This is a genomic window from Mycobacterium sp. NBC_00419, from assembly GCF_036023875.1.
Classification (GTDB): Bacteria; Actinomycetota; Actinomycetes; order Mycobacteriales; family Mycobacteriaceae; genus Mycobacterium.
This window is the reverse complement of sequence record NZ_CP107931.1, coordinates 1,605,131-1,617,407: the sequence shown is the minus strand read 5'-3', so window position 1 is coordinate 1,617,407 and position 12,277 is coordinate 1,605,131. Positions and strand designations below refer to the sequence as shown.

The following is a 12,277-nucleotide window of genomic DNA, read 5'->3' as shown; positions in this document are numbered from 1 at the left end:
GGTTTTACCCGCGCCGAAACAGCTTGCGGCGCTTCTCCGGCGGCTCGTGCACCGTCATCGGCACACCTTTGTACACCGCCAGATACACCGAGATGGTGGTGACGATCACAATCATCAGCACCGGGCCGAGCACGATCCCCCAGAATCCGAACATCGCGAGGCCCGAGAACACCGCCAGCAGCATCAGTGCCGGGTCGAGGCGGGCCTCTCGCGGCACCAGGATCGGTCGCAGGAAGTTGTCGATGTTGGTGATGGCCAGGATGTGGAACGCCACCACGAACAGGCCGCCGGCGATGTTGCCGAACAACATCATTCCGATGCCGAACGGGATGGTGACGATGCCGCTGCCCAGCGGAATGACCGACAGCGCGGTCAGGAAGATCGCGAAGATGAAGAACCCGTTGTGGAAGCCGGCGATGTAGATCGACGCCGCTCCGAGCACACCCTGGACGGTGGCGATGATGAACTGTCCCTTGACGGTTCCCTTCACCATGGCGCCCATCTTCGCCAAATACAGGTCGGTGGCTTCTTCGCCCAGCGGGTTGAGCCTGCGGATCAGGGTGAGCAGCTCCTGCTGATTGGTCAGCAACGAGATCAGGACGTAGAGGAAGATGATCGCCGAGGTGATCACGCCGATCGCCCCGCCCGCGGCACCCTGAAGCGAATGCAGCAGCCACTGCCCGACGTTCTGCGAGACGCTGATCATGCTGGTGCGCAGCGATTCTGCGCTGACGGTGAAGTGCCCGAACGGCAGCTTGGCCAGCAGGTTGTTGACGAACTCGATGGCCCTGGCACCCAGTGTGGACAGGTCGGCGGTCTCCACCCAATCCGCGACGTGCACCACCATGTGCGAAATCTGCAACACCGCAAGCGTTATCAGCGCACCGACCGGAATGATGACGATGGCAAGCGCGGCGAGCACCGTCAGCGTGGCCGACAGGCCGGTGTTGAAGCGTCGTCGGCAGCGGTCGTACAGCGGGGTGAACAGGTAGGCGACGATCGCGGCGATCACCACGAGGATGAAATAGTGCCGCAGGAAGTACGCACCGAACAGCAGCGCCACCACCGTGACGACCGCCAGCGCGCGCTTCTGTGTGAGCGTGAATTCAGTGTTCACCGAGGTGAACACTAGCCCCTGAGAGGGCTAGGAATTCATCAGACGCTGCAAGTGCGCGTTGATGTCCGGGTACCGCTTGAGGTGCGCCCCGCCGTTGAGGTCGAGGATCTCACCGGTCATCCACGCCGACTGGGGCGAGCACAGGAACGCCACCGCCTCGGCGATGTCCTCCGGTGTGCCGGGCCGCCCCAGCGCGGTGTTCTCGACGTACTCCTCGACCACGCCGGGGACCGCGGCGGCACCCTCGGTGAGCGGCGTGTGCACGAAGCCGGGTGCCACCGCGTTGACCCGGATGCCGCGCGGCCCGAGTTCGAGTGCGGCCACCTGGGTGAGCATCGACAACCCGGCCTTGGCCGAGCAGTACGCACTCATCCCGATGGCCGGCTGGCGGGCGTTCAGCGAGGTCAGCGACACCAGCGTGCCGCCATCACCGAGGTGTCTGCCGGCGTGCTTGATCACCAGGAAGGCCCCGTTGAGGCAGACGTCGATCACCGACCTGAAGTCGGCGGCGTCCAGCTCGGTGATGACACCGAATCCGCTGAATCCGGCGCAGTTGACCACCACGTGCAGGCCGCCCTCGCGCGCCACCACGTCGTCGAACAGGGTGGCTACGGTGGCCTCGTCGGTCACTTCCACCGGGGCCCACCCGTGCGGCTCGCCGAGTTCGGTGGCCCGCTGTGCCGCCAGTTCGGTGTTGCGGTCGGCGATCGTCACCCGAGCGCCTTCGCCGGCGAGCTTCTTGGCCGTCGCCCAGCCGATCCCGGACGCTCCGCCGATGATGACCGCTACCCGTTGTGCACTCATGCTGTGTCCGCCTCGAATCGTCCCCACTTGTTTTTCACGGTCCCCCACGGATCGGCGTAGCCGCCGGGCTTTCGGTAGTACGGCGACTGGCGTTTGAGGTACTCATGGGCCAGCGGTGCCGCCAACCGGAACAGCGGCCGCTTCCAGCCGGTCTTGTCGGCGGTCTCTTTGAGGATGTCTGGCCACGAATGATGCTGGAAGCCGAGCAGCTCCTGGGATGCACTGGAGTCCATCCAGTCGGTGGCGAACCAGCCGTCATCATCGTCCGGATTTCCCTTGCGGCCCTTGGCAGTTGCGCCCACCAGGCCCATCGCCGCGGTGATGGCCGACGATACCTCGCCCTGGACCAGGCGGTGGGTGTCGTCACCGCCGATGAGCAGCGTTCGCCCGATGGCGTCGGCGGTGGTGGCGGCCGCGAAGGCGTGCGCGACGTCGCGGACGTCGACGGTCTGCAGCCGGCCGTCGATGGGCAGCAGCCCTTCGAAATACAACATGTCCGGGCTCATCCCGAGGTCGAACTCGGTGGTCATGACGCCACCCAGCCGCAGGATCACCCAGTCCAGCGCCGAGCCGCGCACCAGTTGCTCGGCCTCCACCTTGTGGCCGCCGTAGATGTCGAACGGCCGCACCGGGGTGTCGGCGGTGAGCACGTCGCTGATGTGATGCGGGTTGCGCGGCCCGTAGACGGCGATGGACGACGCCTGCACGAATCGCGGCGGCTTGGGCTCGGCGGCTGCGGCGTTGACCAGGGTGCCGGTTGCCTCGACGTTGACCCTGCGGGCCAGCGCGGGGTTGCTGTAGCAGACCGGCGGGATCACCGCGGCGAGGTGAATCACCGACGCCGGTGCCACGCTGCTCATCAGCACGCCGACCGCCTTGGGGTCGGTCAGATCGGCCCACCGCACCGTGACGCCTGCCGGCAGTGCCGTGGCCGCCTTGCGGTTGGCGGGGGTGTCCAGGTCGGTGGCCACCACGCGGCGGCCTGCCGCCGCCAGGTGCTTGACGGTGGCGCTTCCGACCAGCCCGAAAGCACCGGTGACCAGCACAGCGTCGGACATTGAACTCCCTATACCTAGAACGTGTTCTAGTGGACCGTACCGTGAGGGCAGGACCGGATTGAAGTTGCGAACTCAGGAAGCACAGGTTTCATACTCGGCGATCAACCGCCGCTCCTCGGGAATCGGCTGGTAAACCAGGGGATCGTGCCTGGTGCAGCCCCCGACGGTGATCGCCACCGGGCCACGGGCGAAACCGAGACCGCCGATGTGTCCCGACAGCTCGTCGCTGGCGCTGTAGAGAATCGGCGCCGGCAGCGTGGCGACGACCGGCAAGTGGTTCTTGGCCAGCTGCAACGCCAACGCGACGTCGTGGGATTCGGTCGTCTGCTCGGAGAACCAGACCGGGGGAGTCACCGGACCATTGATCCGCAGCCGGTCGACGTGCGGAATCGACTGGTCGGCGTTGAGCCGGCTGAACACCGCCAGCTCGGGTGGGGTAGGCAGCCGTCGAGATGTCTTGATCTCCGCGGGGTGTTCTTTTGCCGCATTAATCACCCAGTCCAGTTGGGACAGTTGTGGGAATCGGTCGGCGATGTGATGTGCAGCCGCAACAACGGCGGTGTAGTCCGCGGGGCTGGCCAAGTCGAGGGCGGCCACATTGGAGTGCCCGGCATCCTGGTCGGGAATTTGGCCATCGGGGTGGCTGATCGTCGCTCGCACCCGGACGGTGGCAGATGGGAAATCACGTCTGAGTTCGACCCAATCGCTTGCTTGGGAGATCACTTGGCCGCGATTGGTGATGGGGAGTTGGCCGCTGTCCACAGCGAACAGATTCCAACCCTGGCGGAGGTCAAGTTCGAGCCGGTATCCGGAGTATCTGGCGTCCTCGGTACCACGCAGATACGTGGTGACGATCTCGGCGATCTGCTTGGAGTTGATGTTCTCGTTGACGTCGACGTAGAGGCGAAAGAACACCATGCCCTGCGGTTCGTTGTGGGCGACATCGTCGGCGGCAGAGACCACACCGGCCAACTTCCGAATGTTTGCGGTGAGCGCGTGAGCGTCGGCGGATCGATCTGCGATACCGCTACTGCAGCCGACGAGCGACAGCGCCACAACGCTCAGGAGTGCAGTCGCGCGGCGGATGAGCACGAGATCCGAGTGTACTGGCGGCAAAGCTGTCAACCCGCTGTGAGGCCAAGGCGCCGAAGTGGCTCCTGCACTGGTCTTTTGGTCCGTTTCGAGTCCGTTGTCGTTCGGTGGCTCGATCGGTGGCGGACGCGGTCGCTAGGCTCGGCGGTAGGCGAGCCGCAGAGGCAGGCCTACGGTCGAGTGGTGAAGCAGGCCGTCGCCGGACACTGAACCGTACGCCGGCTACGGCGTCGAGAGCCGATGCACGCTAAGCAGCCAGGCGAGGATCGGAGCCTCGAACTCGATGTCCCGCGACCACAGTTGGCGACGGATCCGCGCCGGCCGCACGTCGTCGATCTGCCAGCGTCGGCCGATCAGTTCCGGTAGCGCGCCGGGTGCGGGAGAGAGCGCGTCGGCCCGTACCGGTTCCGGTTCGAACTCGACCGCGAACCGGGCGATGCCCTGGCTCGACGCCGGCAACTGCCCACCCAGGGTGGCTGCCCATTGGCTGCCGTACCCGAGGAACTGGCTGATCTCGGCGATCGCGAGACTGACGGAGTGGCTGGCTCCGCGACGGGCTCTGCGGCACGCGAATTCCACTGCGGCGGGTGAGATTTCGAGGGCGATGATGGCGCAGTTGCCGGCCACCCTGACGACCAGGACGGTGGCCTCGGGGCGCCCGACGTCCAGCATCTCGCCGAAGAACCTGCCGGGTTCGGTCAGCGCCAGCACCTCGTCGTCGCAGGGCAGCGTCCTGTTCGCGGCCATGGTCATACCGCCGCGGCGATCTCGGGCATCACTGCTGAGCGCCAGGCTGCCGGGTTGAGGTTGCGGTACGGGTCACGACGCCGAATGTCCTGCAGGTCGCGCAGATCGGCTTCCAGCTGCGACTGGGCACGCCCTTTAACCTGCTGTGTCCAGTCGTCTGCGCTCACACCGGCCGGCGCGACGGTGTCGATCGGCGCACTGAAACGCAGGTACAGCCGCTGCGGGCGGGGAACCAGCGTCGGTCCGATTCCGCGGACGAGGGGCATCGCCATGTCGTCGCGGCCGCCGAGCTTCTTGCCGAGCCAGCCACTGGCCTTGCCCCACAAGCTGTCCCGTTCGGTGATGGGGGTGTAGACGTCGTCACCACCGACGAGGGCTGCGGTCACGATCGGGTAGTCGTGCTTGATCGCGACTCGGGCGAACCCGGCCCGGTTCTCCCACCGCAGCTGGTATTCCTCGCCCTTGAACTTGGAGATCTCCCGCCCGCCGCCGGGGAAGACCAGGATCGGTTCGTTGGCCTCCATCAGCGCCGAGGCGGCCTCCGGCGAACCGACGACGCCGCCGAAGGCGTCCATCATGTGCCGCTGAGGGCCGCCGATCTTGCCGAACTGGCGGTCCGCCAGCGGGCGAACCCGCTCACCGACCGTCTTGCGCACGAAGTAGGGAATGAACACGATCTCGAAGAACGACATCGCGGTGTGGTTTCCGACCAGCAGGAATCGTCCGTCGGCCGGCAGGTTGTCCAGGCCCTCGACATACGGCCGATAAAGGTCCACCAGTGGCTGGGCGTTGTCGGCGCCGGTCTTCAACACGAGTCGCCACGCCGATCTCTGCACTTCGTCCCCGCGCGACACCGCGACCACCTCTCCTGGCTCGTTGCGGCCGTGAGCATCCGGCCACCCTTGACTGTACTGACCAAATTGGTCGTTTGGTCAGTGGGTGTACTAGATCACACGGACTTAGGAGGGCGCTGTGAGTCTGGAATAAGTGGATATATATTATCCGTTTTGTGGATTAGCGTTACCGCTGCCCGCCGGTCCGCCGGCCCCACGCTTGAGGAGTGAGCATGTCCGCCGAAACGTCCATCGAGACCATGAAAGCCGTACGGATCCACCGCTACGGCGCTCCGGAAACCCTGGTGTACGAAGATCTGCCTAAACCGCGCCCCGCCGCCGGACAGGTACTCATCCGCAACGAGGCGGCCGGCGTCAACTTCGCCGACATCGAACAGCGGCGCAACAACTATCCGGTCAAGCCGCCCCTCCCGCACATTCTCGGAGGCGAGTTCGCCGGCACCGTCGAAGAACTCGGCGATGGCGTGGACGGAGTCTGCGTCGGGCAGCGGGTGTTCGGGATCGTCCAGCCGGCGCGTCCCGGCGGCTACGCACAGTACGTCGTTGCCGACAGTGACACCGTCCATCCCCTGCCGGACCAGATCGGGTTCGCTGAGGGGACGGCTCTGTTGGTGCAAGGCCTGACGGCGTACTTCCTCTTGCGCGACGGCGTACGGCTACGTGCCGGCGACTCGATCCTGATCCTTGCCGCCGCAGGCGGTTTGGGCTCACTGAGTGTCCAGCTGGCCAAAATCATGAAGGCCGGACTGATCGTCGGTGCGGCCAGCACGCAGGCCAAACGGCTGTGGGTTGGTGACCTCGGTGCCGATGTGACCATCGATTACACCAACGACGGGTGGAGTGCGGCAGTCCTGGACGTCACCGACGGCAGGGGAGTGGACGCCGCGCTGGTCAACGTCGGCGGCTCGGCGTTCGATCAGGCCATCGCGGCCCTGGCGCCGTTCGGACGTCTCAGCGCCTATGGTTCGGCTGACGAGACCAGCCCTGTCGTGGACTTCGGAGCGCAGTTCCAGGTGGGCAGGCTCAACGCCAATCAGACGCTCGGATTCTTCAGCCTCTACCCCTATCAAGGGCAGGGCTCCTCGGCGCTACGACCAGCGCTGGACGCGTTGACCAGTTACGTCGCCAGTGGTGAGCTGAAGGTCAATATCGGCCTGCAGCTTCCACTTTCGCGTGCGGCCGAGGCCCATCGCCTCATCGAGACGCGGCAGAGCACCGGCAAGGCCGTTCTGCTGCCCTGGGCCGAGAACTAGGCGTTGACGGGCTGCTTGTCGGCGTTCTTCATCTGATCGAACAGCTCGGTGTAGTACGGCAGGCAATGCTGCAGAGCCTGCTCGGTGGTGTAGAGCGGTTGGTAGCCGAGATCGCGCGCGGCCTTCTCGATGCTGAAGTAGTTGTCGAGGTAAATCCGTTCCACCGCAAGGGGTTCCAGCGGCGGCTGGGGCAGGCCGAACTTGAAGTGCAGCCACTGCCAGCCGGTCATCACGGCGTGCACGAACCGCCCGGAAATCCGGAACGTCGGGTAACGCTCGCCGCAGGCCTCCACGACGGGGCGGGAGAACTCGAACATGTTGATCGGCTCGCCGTCGTTGACGAAGTACGCCTGTCCGGGTGCGCTGCCGCCGGGCACCAGATGCTCTGCGGCAAGGACGAATCCGTGCACCAGGTTGTGGATGTAGGAGTTGTCCAGCTTGACGTCCTTGCCGCCGACCAGCACCTTGACATGGCCGGCCAGCACCCGCTGGAACAGCATCCGGAACATGGTCTGATCGCCGCGGCCCCAGATGCCGCTGGGCCGGATCGAACAGGTCAGCAGGCCGCCGGTGTCGTTGGAGCTGAGTACGAACTTCTCGGCGGTCACCTTGGTCTCGGTGTAGAGGTCGTTGAACCGTGTTGTGTAGGGCAGGTTTTCGTCGCCGTTGGCGATGCGCTGCCCGCCCATCACCACACTGTTGGAGGCGGTGTAGACGAACCGCTTGACGCCCGCGGCCTGTGCGGCGTGCACCAGGTTCTTGGTACCGCCCACGTTGACGTCGAAGCTGCGCTTGCGGTACTCCTCGGTGACCGAACCGCCGCCCATCAGGTCGATGATCGCCGCGGTGTGAAAGATGGTGTCCACGCCGGCGACGGCCGCGGCGACGGTCTCGGTGTCGCAGATGTCGCCCTGCAGAATCTCGAGCCGTTCGTGCGGCGGCAGCGCGGACGGCGCCCGGTCGAAAGCCCGGACGTGGTGGCCCCGGTCAAGTAGCTCGCGCACCAGGTTGGCTCCGACGAATCCGGCACCGCCGGTGACCAGAACGCGGCCCAGCTCGGTTGTCAGCGTGGCATCACCCATGGCGGGGAGCTTAACTGAAACACGTTCTAGTTAGCCAGTGCCCCAGGTCAGGGCGGCCCCGCGGATCACCCGTCGGTGACCTCGCGCGACCCCAGCGCATCCTCGATGCGCTGACGTGCTCCGGCTAAGTGCTCTTCACAGCGTCGTGCCAGCTGCTCACCGCGTTCCCACAGCTTCAGCGACGCGTCGAGGTCCAGCCCGCCCTGCTCGAGCGCCCTGACCACCTCGATGAGCTCGTCACGGCACTCCTCGTAGCCGAGCGCACTAATGGGCTTCGTTTCAGAACTCATGCGGCTCCATCCGTCGGGCCGGTACTGGTGGCGCCTACCGCGCCGTCGGAAACCCGGATGCGCAGCCGCGTTCCGGCCGGCGCGTCGGCCGTCGTCCGCAGGATGGCACCGTCGGCGTCCTGCACCACGGCGTAGCCGCGCGCCAGGGTGGCCGCCGGTCCCAGCGTCGCCAGCCGGGCGCTTAGATGGCCGACCCGGTCGGACTCGGCGGCCACCAGGCGGTTGATGTCACGGCGCACCGCGGCGCGGGCCCGGTCGATCTCGTCGCCGCGCTGGGTCAGCCCGCGCAGCGGGTCGGCCAGCACCGGCCGGCTGCGCAACTGCGCCACCGTGCGCTGTTCGCGGCCGACCCAGCTGCGCAGCGCCTGCGCGCTGCGCAGCCGCAGCTCGCCGACCAGGGCTGATTCGGCCGCCGCGTCGGGCACGACCCGCTTGGCGGCGTCGGTCGGGGTGGCCGCGCGCACGTCGGCGACCAGGTCGCACAGCGGGTTGTCGGGCTCGTGGCCGATCGCGCTGACCACCGGGGTGGTGCACGCGGCGATCGCCCGGCACAGCGTTTCGTCGGAGAACGGCAACAGCTCCTCGACGCCGCCACCACCGCGGGCGATCACGATGACATCGACGTCGGGGTCGGCGTCCAGCTCCCGCAGCGCCTCGACGATCTGTGCCACCGCATTGGTGCCCTGCACCGCGGTGTTGCGGATCTCGAAGCGCACCGCAGGCCAGCGCGTGGCGGCCACGGTGGTGACGTCGCGCTCGGCAGCGCTGGCTCGCCCGGTGATCAGCCCGATGGTCGACGGCAGGAACGGCAGCGGGCGCTTGAGTCGCGGGTCGAACAACCCCTCGGCCTCCAGCAGCCGCCGCAGCCGCTCGATGCGCGCCAGCAGCTCGCCGACGCCGACCGCCCGAATTGCGCTGACCCGCAACGAGAACGAGCCGCGAACGGTGTAGAAGCTGGGTCTGCCCAGGACGACGACCTGGGTGCCTTCGGTGAGCTTGACCGGCGCGGAGGCCACCAGATCACGCGGACAGGTGACATCCAGCGACATGTTGGCCGCCGGATCGCGCAGCACCATGTAGGCAGTCGAACTGCGCACGTTGATCTGGGTCAGCTGGCCCTCGACCCACACGGTGCCGAGCTTGTCGATCCAGGCCGCCACCCGGGTGGCGACAGCCCGAACCGGGAACGGGTTCTCCGCCGAGCTGCCCTGATCGTTGGTCACTTGGCTGTCGCGCGGGTGATCCTGTTGGCCAGCAGCGTCTGGAACGGCGCACGGGACTTAGAGGCTTCCTCATAGGCCAGCAGCGCCTCGAGGTCGGCCACCGACAGTGACTGCAGCCGCGCGCGCAGCTGGGCCAGCGTCAGCGACTCGTAGTCGAGCTCCCCGGCGATCGCCGGAGGTTCGGCGACCGCCGCCTTCTTCTTGCCGGCGGCTTTGGTGACCGATTCCTGACTCTTGGGCTCCACCCCGTCGGCCACCGAATACAGCGCAAAACGGCCCTCGGTGAGGCGCTCACCGTCGACTGGTGCGCCGTCGTCGTCGGCCGGGAGATCCTCGTCGAAGGTCGCCCACTCGGGTTGCTCGTCCTTGGGCGGGAAGATGCTCTCCAGCGCCGAGTCACCCTTGATGACCAGGTCAGCGACATCCTGCTGGACCTTCATCACCATCTGAGCGACGGTGCTCACCATCGTCATCGGGTACATCAGGATGGTCTGGGGCAGCTTGCGGGTCTCCTCGATGGCGGTCACGGCCGCCCCTACCAGCAGGCGGACCCCGTACGGTGCTGTTGCCATGTGCGACAGCCTACGGCTGGCCCGTGCGGCGCGCGGGAACGTACCCTGAAACCATGCCGCCAACAGTCAACATGGGGATTCCCGGTGCTTCCAGCACGGCTGGGGGAAGTGCAGTCGGAACCAAGCGTGTCCTGCTGGCCGAGCCGCGCGGCTACTGCGCCGGGGTGGACCGCGCGGTGGAAACCGTGGAGCGCGCGCTGGAGAAGCACGGCGCCCCGGTGTACGTGCGCCACGAGATCGTGCACAACCGCTACGTCGTGGAGACGCTGGCCAAGGCCGGGGCAGTGTTCGTCGAGCAGACCGATGAGGTGCCCGAGGGTGCCATCGTCGTGTTCTCCGCCCACGGTGTCGCGCCGACGGTCCACGAAGAGGCCGCCGCGCGCAATCTGAAGACGATCGATGCCACCTGCCCGCTGGTCACCAAGGTGCACAACGAGGCCAAGCGCTTCGCCCGCGACGACTACGACATCCTGCTGGTCGGCCACGAAGGCCACGAGGAGGTCGTCGGCACGGCCGGGGAGGCGCCGGACCACGTCCAGGTCGTCGACAACCCGGATGCCGTCGACAAGGTCACCGTGCGCGACCCGAACAAGGTCATCTGGCTCTCGCAGACCACGCTGAGCGTTGACGAGACCATGGAGACGGTGCGCCGGCTGCGGGAGAAGTTCCCGACGCTGCAGGACCCGCCCAGCGACGACATCTGCTACGCCACCCAGAACCGCCAGGGCGCGGTCAAGGCGATGGCGCCCGAGTGCGACCTGGTGATCGTCGTCGGTTCGCGGAACTCGTCGAACTCGGTGCGCCTCGTCGAGGTGGCCCTGGGCGCCGGGGCCAAGGACTCGCATCTGGTGGATTACGCCGAGGACATCGACCCGGCCTGGCTTGAGGGTGTCACCACCGTGGGCGTCACGTCCGGTGCGTCGGTACCTGAGGTGCTCGTGCGCGGTGTGCTGGATCGGTTGGCCGAATTCGGTTACGGCACAGTGCAATCAGTGACGACAGCCAACGAGACATTGGTGTTCGCGCTACCGCGGGAGATCCGCCCGGCCCGCACCTAGGCCGTCAGCGGTCGTCGCCGGTATCCCGGTAGCGCACCCGAGAGATCGGGTGGTGGCTGGTGTCCCCGGTGGGAACACCCGGTGCCGGACGGCGCCTTGGCGGCTCATACGGCTCATACGGCTCGTACGGCGGGTACGGCTCGTAGGAGGGCCGGTACGGCTCATACGGCGGATACTGCTCATGGCGGCCCTCGCGGCGCGGCGGCGCGCTGTAGGGGTCGCGGCGTTCACGAGGTTCGCGAGGTTCACGGGGCTCGCGCGGTTCCCGGCGGCGCGGCGGCGGCATGTGCGGGTCGACGTCGCGCGGCGGGCGGGGCCGCCGGCGCGGTGCCTCGGCGGCGGGGTCGAGATCTTCGGGACGGCGCCGGGCGCTTTGGCGGCGGGGACGGTCCTGCGGCACCTCGGTGATGTCCTCCAGCGGGGGACGGGCATGGCGTGATCGGGTTGGTGCGGGCCGCTTGGTGGTGCGACCCGATCGGGGCCGCCGCTCGGCGGCTGCCGGCCGGTCGATGCTGTGCTTGCGCTGCGGCTTGTCCTCGGCGGCCTCCGGCGCCGAGGCGCCGAACAGTGAGCTGACCTTTGTCGCCAGTCCGGCGAACCTGCTCGGTGCGGCGGCCACGTCACCGGCGGGGGCGGCGGCTGCCGCCGACTTGCCCGCCATTCCGAAGTACCAGCGCGCCATCCCGATCAACAGCACAGCGGCCGAGGTGAACAGCATCAGCGGGAACCGTTCGATCAACGGATAGCCGCAGTTGATCAGGGTGTCCTTCAGGCTGGTGAACGAGGCGCCGTGGAACAGGAAATAGGCGCCCGGCACGGCGACGAACAACAGCAGTGGCGGCTGGATGACGGCGGTGAAGAGGCCGGACTGTCGCACGGCGAGCACCGCGGCTACGCAGCCCAGCGCGTACAGCGCTGCGAACATGCCGCCGAGTTCCTTGTTGCCGGAGCCGGCGTCGATCGCGAATCCAATTGTGGTGGCGGTCACAGCAATGAGGACAGCTGCCCACCACGGCACCCCCGGGAGATTCGGGTGCGCGGAGCGATTTTCGGCCGCAACTGACGACCTGGTCCGCTGTGCTGACACACGTAGACCGTACCGGTTTGAGTTGAATGTGGGCCGTCGG

13 protein-coding genes are annotated in these 12,277 nt (G+C 67.1%); 2 read left to right on the top strand and 11 right to left on the bottom strand.

All coding sequences use genetic code 11. The annotated features are described in order from the left end of the window. Positions 1 to 4: 4 nt before the first annotated feature. From OG976_RS07415 to OG976_RS07390, 6 genes are all read right to left on the bottom strand, one after another. Positions 5 to 1,117 carry an AI-2E family transporter gene (locus OG976_RS07415; RefSeq protein ID WP_328359953.1) on the bottom strand — a complete coding sequence of 371 codons (1,113 nt, stop codon included), beginning with the start codon at positions 1,115 to 1,117 and terminating at the stop codon, positions 5 to 7. A gap of 27 nt (positions 1,118 to 1,144) precedes the next feature. After that, positions 1,145 to 1,921, bottom strand: a complete 777-nt coding sequence (locus OG976_RS07410) for an SDR family NAD(P)-dependent oxidoreductase (protein ID WP_328359950.1) — start codon at positions 1,919 to 1,921, stop codon at positions 1,145 to 1,147. Beyond that, positions 1,918 to 2,979 (bottom strand): NAD-dependent epimerase/dehydratase family protein, encoded by a 1,062-nt coding sequence (locus tag OG976_RS07405; RefSeq protein WP_328359946.1) that lies wholly within the window; start codon positions 2,977 to 2,979, stop codon positions 1,918 to 1,920. Before OG976_RS07405 ends, OG976_RS07410 begins: the two co-directional genes overlap by 4 nt. Positions 2,980 to 3,051: 72 nt before the next feature. After that, the gene (locus OG976_RS07400) at positions 3,052 to 4,071 is read right to left on the bottom strand and encodes a hypothetical protein (RefSeq protein ID WP_328359943.1); all 1,020 of its coding nucleotides are present in this window, start codon (positions 4,069 to 4,071) and stop codon (positions 3,052 to 3,054) included. A gap of 222 nt (positions 4,072 to 4,293) precedes the next feature. Then, entirely contained in the window at positions 4,294 to 4,818 is a 525-nt protein-coding gene (locus tag OG976_RS07395) for a hypothetical protein (protein WP_328359941.1), read from the bottom strand. A gap of 2 nt (positions 4,819 to 4,820) precedes the next feature. Then, complete coding sequence (locus OG976_RS07390; protein ID WP_328359939.1) at positions 4,821 to 5,672, bottom strand: lysophospholipid acyltransferase family protein; 852 nt, start codon at positions 5,670 to 5,672, stop codon at positions 4,821 to 4,823. A 212-nt stretch (positions 5,673 to 5,884) separates the two neighbouring features. Between OG976_RS07390 and OG976_RS07385 the strand changes: the two genes are divergently transcribed. Next, a complete protein-coding gene (locus OG976_RS07385; RefSeq protein WP_328359936.1) occupies positions 5,885 to 6,925 on the top strand; it encodes a quinone oxidoreductase family protein in 1,041 nt (346 codons plus the stop codon). On the opposite strand, the gene OG976_RS07380 is transcribed toward OG976_RS07385, so the two are convergent. From OG976_RS07380 to OG976_RS07365, 4 genes are all read right to left on the bottom strand, one after another. Further along, positions 6,922 to 8,007, bottom strand: a complete 1,086-nt coding sequence (locus OG976_RS07380; RefSeq protein WP_328359933.1) for a 3-beta-hydroxysteroid dehydrogenase — start codon at positions 8,005 to 8,007, stop codon at positions 6,922 to 6,924. The two genes, OG976_RS07385 and OG976_RS07380, sit on opposite strands and share 4 nt — an antisense overlap. Before the next feature lie 65 nt (positions 8,008 to 8,072). Next, on the bottom strand, positions 8,073 to 8,297 hold the full coding sequence (locus OG976_RS07375; RefSeq protein ID WP_328359930.1) for an exodeoxyribonuclease VII small subunit: 225 nt from the start codon (positions 8,295 to 8,297) through the stop codon (positions 8,073 to 8,075). Beyond that, a complete protein-coding gene (gene xseA, locus OG976_RS07370; protein WP_328359927.1) occupies positions 8,294 to 9,520 on the bottom strand; it encodes an exodeoxyribonuclease VII large subunit in 1,227 nt (408 codons plus the stop codon). Before xseA ends, OG976_RS07375 begins: the two co-directional genes overlap by 4 nt. Continuing rightward, positions 9,517 to 10,092 carry a lipid droplet-associated protein gene (locus OG976_RS07365; RefSeq protein WP_328359924.1) on the bottom strand — a complete coding sequence of 192 codons (576 nt, stop codon included), beginning with the start codon at positions 10,090 to 10,092 and terminating at the stop codon, positions 9,517 to 9,519. Before OG976_RS07365 ends, xseA begins: the two co-directional genes overlap by 4 nt. 53 nt (positions 10,093 to 10,145) lie before the next feature. On the opposite strand from OG976_RS07365, the gene OG976_RS07360 reads away from it, so the two are divergent. Next, positions 10,146 to 11,150 (top strand): 4-hydroxy-3-methylbut-2-enyl diphosphate reductase, encoded by a 1,005-nt coding sequence (locus OG976_RS07360; protein ID WP_328359921.1) that lies wholly within the window; start codon positions 10,146 to 10,148, stop codon positions 11,148 to 11,150. A gap of 4 nt (positions 11,151 to 11,154) precedes the next feature. Here OG976_RS07360 and OG976_RS07355 read toward each other — a convergent pair whose 3' ends face one another. Beyond that, positions 11,155 to 12,237, bottom strand: a complete 1,083-nt coding sequence (locus OG976_RS07355; protein WP_328359918.1) for a DUF6542 domain-containing protein — start codon at positions 12,235 to 12,237, stop codon at positions 11,155 to 11,157. Positions 12,238 to 12,277 lie beyond the last annotated feature (40 nt).